The organism is Desulfobacterales bacterium, assembly GCA_030066985.1.
In the GTDB taxonomy this organism is placed as follows: Bacteria; Desulfobacterota; Desulfobacteria; order Desulfobacterales; family JAHEIW01; genus JAHEIW01.
The window spans coordinates 25,465-42,231 of the sequence record JASJAN010000015.1 but is presented as its reverse complement, the minus strand read 5'-3'; the positions used below and the strand labels follow the sequence as shown (position 1 = coordinate 42,231).

General features: G+C 47.4%; 19 protein-coding genes. 7 read left to right on the top strand and 12 right to left on the bottom strand.

Annotated elements, in window-relative coordinates:
- Positions 1-105 precede the first annotated feature (105 nt).
- From QNJ26_08960 to QNJ26_08935, 6 genes are all read right to left on the bottom strand, one after another.
- On the bottom strand, positions 106-609 hold the full coding sequence (locus tag QNJ26_08960) for a PaaI family thioesterase (protein MDJ0985661.1): 504 nt from the start codon (positions 607-609) through the stop codon (positions 106-108).
- Positions 610-619: 10 nt separating this feature from the next.
- The gene (locus tag QNJ26_08955) at positions 620-2,062 is read right to left on the bottom strand and encodes a tetratricopeptide repeat-containing serine protease family protein (GenBank protein MDJ0985660.1); all 1,443 of its coding nucleotides are present in this window, start codon (positions 2,060-2,062) and stop codon (positions 620-622) included.
- 691 nt (positions 2,063-2,753) lie between these two features.
- Complete coding sequence (locus QNJ26_08950) at positions 2,754-3,026, bottom strand: hypothetical protein (GenBank protein MDJ0985659.1); 273 nt, start codon at positions 3,024-3,026, stop codon at positions 2,754-2,756.
- Between the two features lie 530 nt (positions 3,027-3,556).
- Positions 3,557-3,757: a hypothetical protein gene (locus QNJ26_08945; protein MDJ0985658.1), complete on the bottom strand. Its 201-nt coding sequence runs from the start codon at positions 3,755-3,757 to the stop codon at positions 3,557-3,559.
- A gap of 231 nt (positions 3,758-3,988) precedes the next feature.
- Positions 3,989-4,279, bottom strand: coding sequence for a hypothetical protein (locus QNJ26_08940; protein ID MDJ0985657.1), 291 nt, complete (start codon positions 4,277-4,279; stop codon positions 3,989-3,991).
- A gap of 351 nt (positions 4,280-4,630) precedes the next feature.
- Positions 4,631-4,822 carry a hypothetical protein gene (locus QNJ26_08935; GenBank protein MDJ0985656.1) on the bottom strand — a complete coding sequence of 64 codons (192 nt, stop codon included), beginning with the start codon at positions 4,820-4,822 and terminating at the stop codon, positions 4,631-4,633.
- A gap of 385 nt (positions 4,823-5,207) precedes the next feature.
- Here QNJ26_08935 and QNJ26_08930 point away from each other — a divergent pair, with 385 nt between their 5' ends.
- Positions 5,208-5,483, top strand: a complete 276-nt coding sequence (locus tag QNJ26_08930) for a hypothetical protein (protein ID MDJ0985655.1) — start codon at positions 5,208-5,210, stop codon at positions 5,481-5,483.
- A 507-nt stretch (positions 5,484-5,990) separates the two neighbouring features.
- On the top strand, positions 5,991-6,344 hold the full coding sequence (locus QNJ26_08925) for a flagellar basal body rod C-terminal domain-containing protein (protein ID MDJ0985654.1): 354 nt from the start codon (positions 5,991-5,993) through the stop codon (positions 6,342-6,344).
- Between the two features lie 190 nt (positions 6,345-6,534).
- Here the strand turns inward: QNJ26_08925 and QNJ26_08920 are convergent, their stop codons facing one another.
- Positions 6,535-7,026, bottom strand: coding sequence for a ferritin family protein (locus tag QNJ26_08920; GenBank protein ID MDJ0985653.1), 492 nt, complete (start codon positions 7,024-7,026; stop codon positions 6,535-6,537).
- Between the two features lie 286 nt (positions 7,027-7,312).
- On the opposite strand from QNJ26_08920, the gene QNJ26_08915 reads away from it, so the two are divergent.
- Positions 7,313-8,197, top strand: coding sequence for a TIGR00730 family Rossman fold protein (locus QNJ26_08915; GenBank protein ID MDJ0985652.1), 885 nt, complete (start codon positions 7,313-7,315; stop codon positions 8,195-8,197).
- A 53-nt stretch (positions 8,198-8,250) separates the two neighbouring features.
- On the opposite strand, the gene QNJ26_08910 is transcribed toward QNJ26_08915, so the two are convergent.
- Positions 8,251-8,856 (bottom strand): MBL fold metallo-hydrolase, encoded by a 606-nt coding sequence (locus QNJ26_08910; GenBank protein MDJ0985651.1) that lies wholly within the window; start codon positions 8,854-8,856, stop codon positions 8,251-8,253.
- A 261-nt stretch (positions 8,857-9,117) separates the two neighbouring features.
- Between QNJ26_08910 and QNJ26_08905 the strand changes: the two genes are divergently transcribed.
- Positions 9,118-10,845, top strand: coding sequence for an acyl-CoA dehydrogenase family protein (locus tag QNJ26_08905; protein MDJ0985650.1), 1,728 nt, complete (start codon positions 9,118-9,120; stop codon positions 10,843-10,845).
- Between the two features lie 261 nt (positions 10,846-11,106).
- Positions 11,107-11,910 carry a DUF4124 domain-containing protein gene (locus QNJ26_08900; protein MDJ0985649.1) on the top strand — a complete coding sequence of 268 codons (804 nt, stop codon included), beginning with the start codon at positions 11,107-11,109 and terminating at the stop codon, positions 11,908-11,910.
- A 65-nt stretch (positions 11,911-11,975) separates the two neighbouring features.
- Here the strand turns inward: QNJ26_08900 and QNJ26_08895 are convergent, their stop codons facing one another.
- Positions 11,976-12,842 (bottom strand): PAC2 family protein, encoded by an 867-nt coding sequence (locus QNJ26_08895; protein ID MDJ0985648.1) that lies wholly within the window; start codon positions 12,840-12,842, stop codon positions 11,976-11,978.
- A 179-nt stretch (positions 12,843-13,021) separates the two neighbouring features.
- Between QNJ26_08895 and QNJ26_08890 the strand changes: the two genes are divergently transcribed.
- Both QNJ26_08890 and QNJ26_08885 read left to right on the top strand, forming a co-directional pair.
- Entirely contained in the window at positions 13,022-13,696 is a 675-nt protein-coding gene (locus QNJ26_08890; protein ID MDJ0985647.1) for an alpha/beta hydrolase, read from the top strand.
- Between the two features lie 82 nt (positions 13,697-13,778).
- On the top strand, positions 13,779-14,234 hold the full coding sequence (locus QNJ26_08885; GenBank protein ID MDJ0985646.1) for an acyltransferase: 456 nt from the start codon (positions 13,779-13,781) through the stop codon (positions 14,232-14,234).
- A gap of 53 nt (positions 14,235-14,287) precedes the next feature.
- Here QNJ26_08885 and QNJ26_08880 read toward each other — a convergent pair whose 3' ends face one another.
- The 3 genes from QNJ26_08880 to QNJ26_08870 all read right to left on the bottom strand — a co-directional run bounded on the left by QNJ26_08880 (position 14,288) and on the right by QNJ26_08870 (position 16,722).
- Complete coding sequence (locus QNJ26_08880) at positions 14,288-15,457, bottom strand: glycosyltransferase (GenBank protein MDJ0985645.1); 1,170 nt, start codon at positions 15,455-15,457, stop codon at positions 14,288-14,290.
- Between the two features lie 44 nt (positions 15,458-15,501).
- The gene (locus QNJ26_08875) at positions 15,502-15,954 is read right to left on the bottom strand and encodes an acyltransferase (protein MDJ0985644.1); all 453 of its coding nucleotides are present in this window, start codon (positions 15,952-15,954) and stop codon (positions 15,502-15,504) included.
- Positions 15,955-16,107: 153 nt separating this feature from the next.
- Positions 16,108-16,722, bottom strand: coding sequence for an O-methyltransferase (locus tag QNJ26_08870; GenBank protein ID MDJ0985643.1), 615 nt, complete (start codon positions 16,720-16,722; stop codon positions 16,108-16,110).
- Positions 16,723-16,767 lie beyond the last annotated feature (45 nt).

Genomic DNA, 16,767 nt, shown 5'->3' with positions numbered 1-16,767 from the left:
CCTTTTTGCTCCTTGCTGCGCGCTACTTGTTTCTGGCTGACTTTCAGACAAAAGGCCAGCCGCCAGTAGCTGTGTCCGGAACCTGTGAACCCTGAACCCAGAACCTTACTTGAGCTTAAACACCTGCTCAAACCATTTCAGCGATTCGCTATCTGTAATTTGGAGTCGTTCGGCCACCGCCGGTGAAAAGATGGCAAAAGTTCCGGTGGCCCGGGCACAGCAAACATCGTCCGCGTTTAGAATGGTCCCCTCCATTAAGGCTTCGCGCCGGTCGATTTTTTTCAGTACACGACCCTCAACTTTCAGCGGGTTGCCGACAAACACCGGTTTGATAAAATCTATCGATATTGACTTGGTCATGGGGATCTGTTTGAGCAAATGGATCGTGGCCCAGCTCATGATTTCATCTAGAATCGTGCTCAGGACACCCCCATGGACCAGATTGTTCCAGCCGCACAGGTGTTGGGGAACGGTGACATTTGATGTGACGGTATTCTCATCAGCCCAAAAGGCCATTTGCAAACCGGAAGGATTGGTCTGGCTGCAACCAAAACAGTTATGATCACGATTGTTGGGCAGCTTTTTATAGGCGGTTTTTTGGGGATCCATTCAGATCAGGCTAATGGTAGATTTTTTTAAATAGTTTTTCCGCAAGTTCGTCATCCAAATTTTTTAGGATTTTATACTGATCCAGCGCAGCGGCTTTGTCTCCCTGCTGTAAATAGGCTTGCCCCATGGCAAAATGGGCGGGGGCAAAATCCGGATTAATCCGAATGACCTTTTGATAGGCCTGCATTTCGTCTCTGGCGTTGCCGAGTTCGCCATGTATAACACCCAGGTTGAATATGGCCTCCGGAAATTCAGGATGAATTTCAATGGCCTTTTGATAGGCCAGGACGGCCAACGCGTATTGGCCCTGTTTGGTATAGGTCACCCCTATATTATAATAAGCATTTTGTGCTTGTGGATTAATGATGACGACTCTCTCAAAGGCTTCGCGCCCTTCATTGTACCGGCCCATTTTGTTGTAAATAATGCCGAGATTAAAATAGGCAGCTTCGAATTTCGGATTTAATGTGACCACCTGCTGCAGGGATTCAATGGCCTCATTGTAGCGACCGATTTTGCTGTAGTAATTTCCCAGATGATAATGGGAAACCTCATTGGCCGGGTTTGTCTGAATGGCCTGCTTGTAGGCCGCGATGGCTTCTGTGTACGAATTTTTTCCGGCATAACAGTATCCGAGACCGTACCAGGCGGCGGTGCTGCCGGGATCATTTTCGGCGGCCAGTTTAAAATACTGCAAGGCCTGTTGTTCTTGCCCGTTTATCGAAAGGCTATACCCTTTGCGGCACAGTTCCGCCGCCAAGCGCGGTTTTTGTTTGCTGCGACCGAAAGTCCATTCTGACAGAGATTGCGCGGTTGTTTTAATTTTGAGGTCTTTGATCGATCTGCTCGACACAGCAAAATTAAGGTTCTGGCCCCTTAAAAATTGAAAACTGGCTACGCCCACCACCTTGCCTTGCATGTTGACCACCGGGCTGCCGCTTGAACCGGGGGATATGGGAGCCGACATCTGAAAGAAAGTTCCCAGACCGGGTATTTCACGCACCGAGGATATAATCCCGTCACTGACAGTTTGCTCCAGTCCCATCGGGCTGCCCACGACCACCACGCGCTGGGCCACGGGAGGCACCTCATCGCTCAGCTTTAACCAGCGAACTTTATCCTGGGGGATATCGACACTTACCTTAATCAAATCGGTGTCTTGGTTCTCGGCCACAATCGTTCTGATGCGATAGATGCCGCCATCAGCGGTTCTGATCTCCGCGCTGAATCTTCCGATAAGCACATGGTGGTTGGTTATTAAATGCCCGTATTTGTTTACAAAGAAACCAGTACCGATATTGGCGACATTGTTGTTCACATCATATGCGACTACCGTGGCCACTGCGGGCTGGATGGTCTTCACCAAATCGGTCAAATTGGCTGCTGCCACAGTGACCGTTGTCGTGGCTAGCAGCAAGACAGCGATCAAACATGTTTGTATTTTAGATCTCATTGGTTTTTCATTTATTTGGTGTATGCACAAAACTCAGCGGCAGGCAGCCATCGTTATCAGGTGTCACCCGATGGCCTGCAAGCCATCAGAAAGCCTTGATCTAGTGAAAACTTTTCCCTAAGTCGCAGCTGCCATACAAACCTTACGATTTCGTACTTCTGCGGGGATATCGATCGCCGCTAGTAAAATGCCCGTTTTCTTCGATAATTTTGCTCTTTAGACGAATTAAATGAGTTTAGAGAACAACAATAAGCATAAAATAATCAGATTAAAGCCCATATTGAATTATTTCTGCAAATTTCGCCAACAGTTTTGGTGAATCTTTACGGCTTGAACCTGGATTCAGTGCTATCGATTGCGACTGATAAATGTGCGAATATACCATATATGGTATTTTTTCTTGACATTTATCAATATATTGTGATAGAGTCATACCAGCATGTCAATGATTGTTGCTGGCCATTGGTAATAATCATTTGAGGGCAGGCAGGGCAAGATCCATTTTGGATCTTGCCCACATTGGTCATAGTGGATGGCGACTGGGCATCGTACATTTTATACGCGTTGAAATCAGGTTATACAATGTTTCACTATGGCCAAAATTAAAACTCCCCCGGGTAGTGTGAGGGCTGCTCGGGGGTTTTTTAATGCATCTCGATGGTGCCACAGCTCGCTGTTGAATCCTTTTGGTTTAGCCCCTCCCTTTATCGGCAATATTTTTCATTTCCCGCTGCGCATCAACACAATCGCAATGGCCGCCGATGGTTTCAATATAATACATACAACGATTTTGGACCGTCGATTTATCGGCAAATTTGCATCTCTTCTGGTCATGCCAGATTTCACCGGCACTGCAGCGCGACATGACCCCCGGCACGCAATAATTCGTCCTGACCAGTCGAAGATCGGGTTTATCCTCGTGCAGTAGACAATTCTTTTTTTCATGTGGTAAGCATTTTTTCATTATCTTTATCAACCCCGGCAGATTTCGTTTGAGCTATTGAACGGCATTCAATGCAACTGCTGCTTGCTTTTCGTATATCGTCACTAAATCGAATGGTTACGTTCGGACACCACCGTAGTCGGTAAGCGCCTTTTGCACCATATATCATCGATATCCCATCCAAATGATTGACCTGAATCAAAAGACGCTTTAAGACGCCAAACCGTTGACATCTGTGCATCGCATAAGATGCTGCGGTAGAATGATGCCGCACCCTAAACATTTGATATGAAATGATTAAAACGAATTCATTTGTCAGAAAATACAAATAGAGGGCAATCATAACCGGTTTTAGCATGCAGCAATATCATGACCGGCTATTGTGAAGAGACATTTGTGAAAGGGAAGTTACAGACGTTCAATCGATCCTTGCTTAGCTGCTCGGCAGCAGCCTGATCTATATCCCGGGCATGTTCATTCAGATATCTAAAATGGGGTGCAGCAGTTTAACTTTGGGTAATGTTAATGTGGATTGTATTTCAATCAAATCTTTAATCGTAAAACGTCGTCCGGCGCTCTTTTCCCATTTTCCTTTTTTTGTTGAGAATCCTTCTACGATCGGCGCCGCTTCTGCGATCGTACTGGATTCTTCTGTCGGGCAGATGCGCCGTTTTGGAAGCGTGTCGCCGTTCCGAACCGGAGCGGGTGCCGCCGTTATCGATATAAGCAATCAGGTTATCTACACCGCTCATGGGGCTATCTCTCAAACTCAATTTTTGATTAAGTTTATAATACCTTGAATTAACTATCATAAATACTAAAAAGGTATCTTGCAAGGCTAAAGTCTATTGGCGGTGCTATTTTTTTTGAATTGGATAGCCGGCCTTTTTCCAGGCGGCCCAGCCGCCTTTGAGGGCGTAAACCTTTGGGTAGCCATTTTCAATGAAATGACGCGCCGCCCGGGCACTGGTTCTTTCATTTTTTCAGGTACAATAAAATATGAGGGTCTTATCTTTGGTATATTTAGCTGTCCATTGGATCACAGCGTTGGGATCTTCACGCACCGCACGGGTTATTTTCGAGGTGCTCCGCCAATACGACTTTGCTGAGCGGACATCGATGAAAATTACAGCCGGGTCGTCAACCATCTGTTTGGCCGCGTGATTTGAAATTCGCGGCACCTCGATCGCAGCTGCCTGAACCGGCGACCCGTAAACGATGAAAAATGTCAATATGGAGGCTAAGATACTGATAATTTTGTTGAATTTATACATACTTTACCTATCTGCGCTGCTGTTAAGAGCCAAAAAAACAACTGGTTTCGCCAATCAATGTCGAACGGTATAAGTATAGGGCGCAAATTCAGGGGGGTCAACAGCAGCAAAGGAAAGATAATAAAGGCGGGTACCTCTACGCCAAATTAATGAGGTGACGTCCAACCGGTGTAGTCAAACAAACCACACGCCAAAAAAGTAGGGGCGGCTCACCATGAGCCGCCCCCTCCCTAAGGAATTATATCAAACAGCGTGCCCGCCTGCACACTGTTGTTTTAATTATCGGTATTATTTTATAAAACTTTACCTTGAATTTTTAGACAGCACCTCTTTTGAGATCCTGATCGGATGTCAATTCCGCATGGCTTCTATTTTGACATACTCTTTTTTTTCCTGGCAATACCACTGATGTGGCCCGATACTGCGGTATTCACCATCGGAAAGGGCAATTATTCGTTGGGCAAAAGCCAGGGCCTGCTGCTTGTCGGAAAACAGGTTTCGAAGGGTTCCGATGTGTTTGCCATACTCTACTACACAAATCATGATTGCTTCATCCTTTCGCCACTGGGGCTGTAACTTTCATCTCGCACATCCGATGCAGCCCCCGGGGTGAGCTAAGCCCCGGGGGCATATAAAGGAGGAGCGTCCCTCAGTATGTGACGCTTTGGGACGGATGCCGCAGGGTTTTATACTGCCTAAGCACCACTGCGAACTATCCAACGTATTATTCAACTTTCATGCCAATTAAATACGGCAATGCAATCTTCAAAAACCCCTGGCCTGCGGGCACCCAGGTCGGATACCAGATGGGTTGCAATGGAAACACCTTGTGTTCTGTCAAAATTTTGACCGCAAAGGCCGATGATTGTTTTCTTGACATTGAGACAGGACGAGGATATCAGGAAACGAAGCTGGAAAGATTGATACCATGGACCTTACCTTAAATTGGCTGGTAGAAGCATGGAAGGCATTTAGTATCTGGACCTCCGCCCAACCGACATTTGTGCAGGTAGCCCTCGGTATGGGCCTGTTTTATTTGGTATTACAGCTTTGGCGACTGTTTTACCGCGTTTCGTTTTACATCTTGTCCGGATTGTTCGCCGGTCGGGACCGGCCGCGTAAGAAAAAGGATCTCAAACCACCCAACCGGGCGAAAAAGCATGTCACCCTCGATGATGATACCCCTCCTTTTGTATTCAGATAAGGCCACCTGAAATAACCTGCTACAAGATCTCCTATCGCCGCCCTTTTCGATTAATGCGTCACCGCTGCCATTCGCATTTGGCTTGATTTTCCTAAGGCAAACATCCCCATCAAAGAAGACCCGCATGAACGTTAACCGGCAATTTCTGCCGCCAACCAGTGTCATTTAGCGTTCTGACTGCAGGCAGCAAGGCTGTAGCTGGCAGATTGACATTTTAGGGCAAAATAATTGACGATAATTGTCATTTTTAACCATTTTATTCTACCGGTATATATAATAAAATACTAATATAATTATATAATATGCAATAAGCAGTTTTGGCACAATTATTGTATTTATAATTGGAAAAATGAAAATAGTTTAAAACTTCCCAGATGTACGTGCATCTTCTTATTCGGGCTCTCACAACTATACTTGATGGAGTATGTTCCGGTTGGAATAACGGCATTTAGGGAAGTTTTAATTTTTTTACAGAACGGCAACCATTTCAGCGACCTTGGGGGGCAAATGATTTCAGCAGTGAACAGCACCATATCCGCTTTAAGAGCATTTGTTACGAAACTGGGGGTTACAGCCGACAACATTGCCAACGTCAACACAGATGGATTCAAGCGTAATCGCGCCTACTTGCATGAAGATGTCAATGGGGGCGTTCGGGTGAATATCAAAAAGGACGAAAGCCCGGGCCTGCGGTACGATGCTATTGAAAACGGGGAAAAAGTTGAAAAAGAGACCTCCAATGTCAACCTGGCGGAAGAGATTCCGGATTTAATGCTTACCAAACGCGCCTATCAGGCGAATTTAAAAACAATCGACACCCAGGAAGAGATGCTGGGCTCCTTGCTGGATATCGTCGGTTGAAAATGCCGCTTCTCAATAAACGGCATTTTGGGTTGAGTCCGTCCACCAATAACCCGTTTATGGGTAATCAAATACCAACAACTATAAGTTAATTTATAATTTTTATTTCCTTGCGCCTTTGCGACCCACGCCCGCCATCGCGAGCCGCTCAGGCGAGGCGGGCGGGATTGCGTGAGGCTTTTTTTTAGATTTATCTAGATTCGTTTCCAGATATTATCGTGCCATTTTCTGTATGACGATCCACCAATTTCTTTAATTCCTGAATGTGGTAATTTTCTTCACTAATAATTTTTTCAAGGAAATCAAGGGTTTCAGAATTGGAAATAAAAGGTTTTAACATTTTGTAGAATAAGACCTTGTCCTCTTCAAATTCAATCGCCAGCAAAAGTAAATCCGCCAGCCGCTCAATCTCACTGAAATCGGCTTCTTTGAGCGAAAAACTTTGTTTGCCCAGCACCTCACTGAGCAGGGATTTTCCCATCGCTTCGACCGCCGGGTCTTTGATCTGGGTACCGGTGCTATTCTTCAACTGCCGAAACCAGGCGGCATGGGCGACTTCCTCATCGATGAGCCAATCCAGTACCGAAACCAAAGCCGGGTTTGATATTTTAGACAGGGCATTTCGATAGATGCTTTCCGCATTTTTCTCAATTTGTATGGCCAAATCAATTATGTCGCTCATCAGAAACATCGTGGTGGACCATCTCCTCTGTTGTCTGCTTTTTAATTTGTGTGAAAAAACATTTGGTTAGGTCTGATGCACCCTGACGCCAAAAACTTAGTCGTCATCAGCAGCCCAAACCTTTCACCCATCGCTGCTTCTGCCTCACACGAACATTTTTTCAAATACCTGGGGTCATCTTATGCAGGGTTGCTTTTCCACTAATCGTATATTAAACAGCGGTGCATGACAACTTTCAAATCAACATCTGAGCATTCACTTAACAATCAGAAAAGGAGTGTCATCGATGTCTTTTAAAAAGCCGAAGCTTAAGTCACGATTTTTTATATCAGCGTTAGATGCTGCCAAATCAGCACTTCTACATGTAGAATCGCCTCAATCCCTTTCATCCTCCTATAAACTGGCATACCAGGATGATGACTTTATATTGCGAGATGAGTTACGTCCGGTGCGCTTACAGTTGGAATTGTTGAAGCCGGAGCTGATTTTGCAGGAAAACCATATCGAATCAACAGTGGTCATCTTCGGCAGTGCACGCACACTGGACCCGGAAACAGCTGAAGCCCAGTTGGTTTCCGCCGAAGCCGAGTACCGTAAAAATAAAAACGACGATGACCTCAAACAAAAACTTGAAAGCGCCCGGCGTGCTGCGGCCAACAGCAAATATTACGACGAGGCCCGCAAACTCGGCGGTCTGATCTCCAACAACACCGGCAAAGACAAGATGGTGGTCATCACCGGTGGCGGGCCTGGCATCATGGAGGCCGCCAACCGCGGCGCTCATGAGGCCGGTGTACCCAGCATCGGAATGAACATTGTGCTGCCTTTTGAACAGGCCCCCAACGCGTATATCACGCCTGAACTATGCTTTCAGTTTCATTATTTTGCGATCCGTAAAATGCATCTCCTTATGCGGGCCCGTGCCTTGGCGGTTTTTCCGGGAGGATTTGGAACCCTGGATGAGCTTTTTGAGACCATGACGTTGATCCAAACCCAAAAAGTCACCCCCATACCGGTTCTGCTTTTTGGCAGGGAATTTTGGGAGCGCGTCATCAATTTTGATGCCCTGGTGGAGGCCGGCACAATTTCTCCCAAGGATTTAGATCTTTTTCAATATGTTGAAACTGCAGAAGAAGCCTGGAAGATCATATCTCAGGTTAAACCGGCTTAGTTGAACCTGGAAGGGCGGGTTATGCCACCGGCGCAGTCCTCATTTTCCCTGAATTAGGCTGAGCGCATGCAGTGGATCCAGCCCTCATTGGCCATTCGGGTCAATTCGCCGCTGCCGGTATAAATAGTGGTTTTTGCCGGTATGGTGGAACCCAGGCGCTTCAAGCTGAAATGCATCAGTGACATGCTGCTGGGCCCCCAGATTTGTCCATAGCCTTTTTTTAGCAGGGTGCTGCCGCTAAACAGGGCATTGGCTTCTTTGATCCAATAGCAAACCGAGCCTTTCGTGTGGCCGGCTGTCAGCAAAACCCTTATCTTCGTCGCACCCAGCATGAGGGTATCGTTATCATTTAGAATCTGATCCGGCTCAATGTCGACATCTGTTTCTTTGAGATGCTGGTATTCAAATTCATGCAAACAAAAGGTTGAACCGAATTTTTGTTTGAGATCCGGCAGCGTCTGGACGTGCGATTGATGCGCATGGGTTACCAGCACGTATTTCAGTGGCAATGATCTGTCTGCCAGTATCTTAGCGACATCATCGATTGCTCCGGAAACATCAATGGTGGCCGCTTCGCTGCCGCTGATCAACAAATACTGATTTTGACCCGATGGTGATACAAATTGTTTAACTACCAGATCGCTTTTATTCTTAGCCATCAAACCTTTTCCCTTCGCCAGTTTATTTTGAGCATCTTTGCACCATTTTGACCACTTAACCCGAGCATCGGACCAAACCGAGAAGCATCAGTGTCGGCCAGGCTTAGTTGCCGTCGATCAGCGCAAAACCGATAGGCGGCTTAAATTGACCCCTAAATCGAAATGCTTACTGTATACCATATGAACGATTGAAGCAGCAATCAATTCTGGCTGCTGCTGAAACCGCATGACGCTGCTAATGTCCCCTATAAGGAGTTGCAAATGGATTATGAAAATTTTCTGATCAATACCTATTTCGGGCAACTGAACACTGAACCGTTTGATGGCTTCAAGGATTTTGAGGCCACTGAAACCACCCGTCATATCATTGATAAATTTCTTGAGGCGAGTTCGGAATACCCACCGTCGCTATTAGAAGAACAGGAAACAGTGCCGGCAGAATTGATGGAGAAATTAGGCCGCAATGATTTTTTCGGTCTTACCATTCCGCGGGAATTCGGCGGGGTCGGACTGAGTTTAAACCAGTATTTGCATGTTGTCGAGACACTGGCCAGTCATAACATGTCGCTGGGAATACTGGCGCTGGCACATCTCTCGATTGGGATCAAGGGCATCGTGCTGTTTGGCTCCGAAGAGCAAAAGCGTAAGTATTTAGCTCCGGCGGCCAGCGGGGATATGATCTTTTCTTATGCCTTGACCGAACCCCAGACAGGTTCGGACGCGGCAAACATCGAAACCGTCGCCACCCCATCAGAAGATGGCCGTCACTACATTCTAAACGGAACCAAGACCTACATTACCAATGCCAATTATGCAGGGGGATTAACCGTATTTGCACAGATGGATCCGGCTCGGCCCGGGTTCATGGGTGCCTTTATCGCCGAAACAACCTGGGATGGTGTCAAAATCGGTAAAGATATGCCCAAGATGGGACTCAAGGCCAGCTCCACCGCATCGATCCAATTTAAAGACGTAAAGGTTCCGCGTGAAAATCTATTGGGCCAGCCCGGTGATGGATTTAAAATTGCCATGGTCATCCTAAATTATGGACGAATGGCGCTGGGCGCTGCTTCGGCGGGTATGATGAAACAGTCGTTGCAGGATATGGCCGAGCGAGCCGCCAGTCGGACACAGTTTGGTGTTCCCATCAACCAGTTCGAGCTTATTCAGGAGAAAATGGTGAAAGCCAAAGTCCACGGACATGTCGCCTCTGCGATGACCGCCTTTACCGCCGGGATGCTGGAAGCCAACCCCACCGCCCTGGTGGCCATGGAAAGCTCACATTGTAAATTGTTTGGCACGACGCGCGCTTGGGACACAATATACGATGCTCTCCAGGTTGCTGGCGGCTCGGGATATCTGACCACACAGCCATATGAAAAACGTATGCGAGATTTTCGAGTGACCACCATTTTTGAAGGCACCACCGAGATTCATTCAATGTATCCGGCCATGTTTGTCTTGCGAACCTTAAGCAAACGCCTTCAAGGGGGAACTTCCGGAAGGCTGGCGCAATTGGGTACACTGCTTAAGGAGATGTTTCGCCGCAGCAACTGGCCGCTGGTCTTTTATGATAAACGCATGAATCGCGCTGCCCGTTTTGCCCGCTCTAGCGCCCGTCGTATTCGCTTGATGATCTTAACAGGATTCCTATTTTTCGGGCGCTCAATCATGCAAAAGCAATTTTTTTTGCGTCGGATGACCACTTTAAGCTTGTATCTTTATGGACTTATCACCCTTATGGCCAAAATCGAGACCGCTCGAAAATCCGGACAGGCGGTATCTGACGATCTTGATGTCCTGGCCTATTTTCTTGAAGAAGCCCGTCAGGCGCGTAAAGTGAATCGTCGATTGTTTTCCTCTCGCCAGGAACAGCTGCACCACAAAATTGCATCTGAGATTTTGCGTGATAGGGGGCAGGCGGATGAAACGCCGGATGAAATGGTTGGTGATTTTGAGGGTACGGGTGCTACCCAGGAAGCCCACTAAAAGGTTATTAGGTTGAGCCGGTTGGCCCATTTAGCCGGTCCAATAATCAAACGTCTTCGCTTTTTCACGGATTTAACGGGCAAAATCCGCCATTAAGAAAAATGTCGACGGGTTGGGCGTCTGATGCGTCAATAGAATCAGACAGAGACCGGAGCTTTTTAATTTACAGCAATCATTTGATGGTTATGTTAAATGTTATTGATTTGAATCCTATACCGAATGTGCATCAGCGAAGCTTGAAAAGGCTGAAGGGAGGCACTCATGGATCGGTTTAATCTGATAGCCTTAACCCTGGCAGCTCTGGGGCTTGCCGGGTTTATGATACCCAATGCCGGCGCCGACATTTATTCCTGGACGGATGAAAACGGTGTGCGGTATTTTACCAACCAGCAACCCCCTAAACATGCCGAACTCTTAATCAAATCCCCTGAAATTCCCTTTGATGAAGCGGCTCATGAAGAGCGTCTTGCAGAAGAGCGTTTAGCAGCAGCCAAGCAAGAACTGGCGGAAAGACAAGCGCAGTTATTGCAACAGCAGTTGGAGGCCGAGCGGCGAATTGCGGCTGCTGCAGCACGCGCTGAAGCGGCGGTGCGAGAAGCTGACGAGATTTTGCGGGAAGCTGAAGCCGCCGCCGATTATTACGATGATGATCGTTGGGGCAGTTACGGGTACGGGTATGGATACTATTATCCCTATTACCGCACTGGCCATAGAACCTATTCTTCAAGCTATAAGCGCCATAACCTGGGGCTGTATCGCAAGCATCACTACAAACACAGACGCCATCACAAATACGGGCACCATAAAAAACACAGCCGTCATGGCAGCAAATATGGGCACTATAAGAAGCATCGCCGGCATTCTTCCAAGTACGGGCACAGCAACAAACACCGGCGACATTACTCAAAACATAAGCATTATACCCGCCATCGATCAAAAGGACTCTACAACAATCGTCACTACCGCACCCATAGCGTCAGAAGACATCATTCCCTAACGCGCGGTCGATATACATCCCACCACTCGAGGGCGGCAGCCTTTCGAGGGCGGCATGGCCGCTTCTGATAGCATATATTTGATGATGTCGCTGGTACCGGGGGAGATGGAAGAGAGCAGCCTCGAAGCGGCTGTTACTTGGGTTGCAAAAAGTCCTCAATATTGATGATTTTATCGTCTGATTGCAGTGTGCCCTTCATTTGAGCCGCTGTCCCTCTGACCTTGGCTTTGCGTATTTGCTTGACGATGGACTGCAACTCGGCATTGTCTTCGATCAGCTGATCTATCTGAACATGCAATTTTTCCCAACTGGTTTCCAGATCTTCCGTGTCGAGTTCAAAGTCGCCCAAGGCACCAAGCAATTTGCCCAGATGAGCTAAAATGCCAAAGTGGGTGGTCCCCTGTAAATAATACGGGCAGTGGCACCACAAGCTCATACAGGCCAGATTTCTTTTCGTTCCCTCGGAATGGATGATGGAATGAATGGCGCTGGGCCCTTGGTAGGTTATTGATGTTACGCCCTTTTGCTGCAAGACCGAAGACAGGGTCTCGTTGGATGCAATTGCCGAAATGATTCTGTCTGTATGCAGCACATGGTCATACATGCTGCCCATGGTGATAACGGATTTAACCATGAGTTTTTCGCAAAGGCTGTAAAATTCCTCAACAAAGCCAAGCCACCGGAGGTTGGGCTCATCGGCCTGCAGAATCACCAGGTCGGGTTCATTTTGTGCTGTCTGTGCGGCATAAAAAACGCCTTCCGGCGGTGAGATACGCTTCATGACACCGTGCTCTATTTGCACCACCGGCCGCAATTCATCATAGCGATAAAAGGCATCGGGGTCCATGACGGCAAATGGTTTTGCTTTAAACGAACGAATGAGGTAAGCGGTCATGCCGCTCGAAATTTTGAGCGCATTACCCCAGCCGTCAAACCCGGCGATCAACAACGGGTTTTTCAAATCCGGCGTTTCCTGGATATGGATACCTTCTGATCGCATAGGTGCAATTTGACATTCGCCTTCGTAATTGTCAAGGTAATCACCAAATAAGAACAGAAGACAGAGGTCAGATGTCAGAGGTCAGAAAACTGACGAAAAACAGGAACATGAATCATCCATTCTGACTTCTGTTCTCTGTCCTCTGTCTTCTGGTGCGTAGCAAAGAAGGAGGCATCCAATTGAATTCAGAACTTCCCGAATGCATTGAGATTAATCCATCTGGCGATCCCGCAGCGGTGATTATCTGGCTGCACGGTCTGGGGGCCGACGGCCATGATTTTGAAGCCATTGTCCCTGAGCTGCGTCTACCCGACTCGCTTGCTGTGCGTTATGTCTTTCCGCATGCACCCTTGCGGGCAGTCACCATCAATGGCGGTTTGGTTATGCGGGCCTGGTTTGATCTCTTTGATGTGGAGCTGACTGCCGATTCCATCGACCGGGACCAATTCCGTCAATCGGCAGATATGGTCACCGCTTTAATTGAGAACGAACTGCGATCCGGAATGGCTGCTGAGCGAATCGTACTGGCCGGATTTTCACAGGGAGGCGCCATTGTGCTGCATACCGGCCTGCATTACCATAAACCGCTGGCGGGAATTCTGGCCATGTCCATGCACCTGCCCACAGTAGCACAGTCGGCCGCCGAATTCAGCTCAGCCGCAAAACAGGTGCCCATCATGATGGCCCATGGCCAGTCGGATCCGGTAATTCCGCTGGTAAAAGCCGTTGAAACCCGGCAGGCGCTTAACGACCTCGGATACACCGTCGACTGGCATGAATACCCCATACCCCACAGCGTGTGCGCCGAAGAAATCTCAGATATCCGCGCCTGGCTGATGAAGATACTTTCCTGAGCGTACCCTATTAAGTAATCTATCCGGATTCGATTCTTCGGCACTTCCGTTACTTGATTTAATAACTGAAAATGGAGGACTTATGAAATTCACTGAATTTAATAAAAGTATTATCCCTTTCCGGCAAAGGGATGCCAAGAAGGTTGGAAAAGAATGTTACTATGTTGACATGATCGTGTGGCTTAACGGAGACCAGATTGAGCTGGGAGATAATATCGGGTTTAATTATGGGTGCTACGTCAATGGTTTTGGGGGATTGATTATCGAAGAAGGCAGCCGATTCGGCCCAATGACCATGATACACACCGCTAACCACATGATCGATAATGTTGACGCGGGTATCGACGGTCAGGGCTGGATCAAAAAACCCGTTCATATTGAAAAGGATGTGGGGGTGACCATGGGCGTAATCATTCTCCCAGGAGTGCGCATTGGAGAAGGGAGTTTAATCGGTGCCGGCAGCGTCGTTACCAAAGACATACCGCCATACAGCATTGCGGTAGGCAATCCGTGTAAAGTCATTAAATCAAGGAAGTAAACCATTCCAGCTGAGAGGATCCGGCTTTGATTTCACAGCCGTCGAGCTTTCATTTAAATGTATCTTTGCTCATTGCAGAATGAAACGGTTTCTTCGCACAACTCTAAATACATGTCTACTATAACTCCAATATTGGCCTCAACTGTGAAATTTAAACGGTGAGCACCGACATTTTCCCGTATGACTGCCATTCCTGGATTCCGCAACCGTTCTGTCAATCCTGATACGGTATTAATAACAAGACCTAAGTTATGTGTCTCCAAAAAGCGCTTAAGTGCCTCATGGGGGAAACTGATGACTGGCAAGCCACAGGCTATGTACTCAAATAGCTTGTTCGGTAAAGCCGTATTCATATGCACCCTGTTGAGCGTATCGTTGAACCCAGCCCAGCCGAAATCATACTGCGCGATCTCATTTAAAAGCTTATCCGGTGGGAGACTTGGATGATAGAAGATGTTTGGTACGGTATCTGATAGCGTCTGATAGTCTAAATTTTCGCGTGATGGATATATATGCACTTCAAGCCCCTCTGCTGCGAGTGCTTGAAAGATGGAGCGCATATCATAGTGGCCTCCATTGCTGCTAATAAAGCCTTCGTAAACAATACGAATCGGCCGGTCAGAAAAGTTTTGTTTTATCTGTGGCAGAATTTTAGGAATGAAACGTTCTGGGATAAAATTTTCATAGACGTGTGCAATCTTAGGAAGACGATAGCCCTTCTGCCTCGCTATATGAAGGATAAAATCCGAAACGGCAATTATGGCATCACTGCGTTCGATGGCCCGCCGTTCCTCTTTGCGCCAATTCAAAACGTCGATCTTTTTATTCAGACCATCCTCATAGGCTGTATTACGAGCGCTCATTAGATCGTGGATGTCGTGCACAATCGGTATTTTTCCACCAAACAGATCGATACACAAATTCGTTAACGTATCAGGTGCATTGTGAGAATGGATAAGATTGACATCATGTGTATCGACAAGTTTGCGCAGCTCGGCTGCCGGATTGTCACCGAGTGGAAACCAGGCTCCAAAACATTCGTCACCATGTCCGTAAAGCTCGGTAAGCGTTTTACCCGAATATGCGAACGAAAGGCGAATATCCGAATGGATCTTGCAAAGTCCTTCGGCATATTTAAGAGCACGAACGCATGGTTGAGGTTGAACAAAGAGTATGTGCATGGTCTCAAATGGATGTGTTTTTTTTTGAATGTGAGATGGCACAAGGACGCTCTGCATATCTCTGAAATTGCAGATGCCCCAGCCTTTTATTTCCGCTTTTTGATCACTTTACAGGGATTGCCTACTGCTACTGTCCACGGCGGTATATCCTTGGCAACCACGCTTCCTGCACCGACGATAGCCCCGTCTCCGATTGTAACGCCCGGTAAAATCATCACTGCCGCTCCAACCCAGACCCATTTTCCAATCGTAACAGGTTGCTTGGTCCATCCTTGTTGCTGCAGAGGTTTGCTTGGGTCGGTCTCATGATTGGCGGTGTGAATCATCGAATAAGGGCCGATCATCGAATAGTCATCAATGAAGAATCCGCCATAGGCGTTGACGTAGACGCCATAGTTGAAACCCACGAAGTCACCTAATTCTGCGAACTCACCATTTAACCAAATTATTAAATCAAGATAATAGCATTCTTTGCCAACCCGTTTGGCATCATTGGGACGAAAAGGAATAACGCTTTTGCTTTGGGCAGTGATCATCATGGCAATCTCCTACTTGTAGACGTGTTACTGTATAAAGATGACTTGATATCTATGATCTATGATTTTGCAAATTGTCGATATGCAAATTTGAAAAGATAGCACGTCAACCGGTAAAATGGCAGATGGGAAACGGGCTCAACCCTTTTGATTTAGTCATTTGCGGATTGCCAGACATATTCCATCATATTCGGGCGAATGGTGAGGTAAATACGAAAAGAGCGAGACCGAGCGCCAATCCGCCTGCTCGACAATTGCGCGATTAAACCCGTCGGCACCTTTGAATGCCACATTATCGACGACCAGCAAGCCGCCTTTTCGAATACAATTGCGGAAATGCGGCAGCGCACGCAGATAATCTTCCTTTTCAATATCCATAAATATCAGATCGAAAAAGGTGTCCAGGGTCGCCAGCTCCTGCAGCGCATCGCAAACGCGCAGCTCGATACGATGCTGCAACCCGGCTTTTTTGAAATTATTGAGCGCTTTTTCAGCCATGGCCTCATCCTGCTCCAGGGTGACCACCCGACCGGCGACATCATCGCAGGCATTGGCCAGAAAAATGGTCGAATACCCGGTGGCCGTGCCCAATTCCAGGATACGTTTGGCCCCGCACACATGGGCCAAAATGAATAGCAATTCCCCAACCACAGGGCCGACGATGGGTATGGCATCACGCTGGGCTTCCGCTTCGAGCTCCAGCAATAACTTATCTCTTTTTGGAACAAACTGCGAAAAATACGCATCGGGATTATCAACAATGGCGGACATGGTACCTCCTCGGTATTCGACTTGGGCCGTCGCTAACTTGGCAGT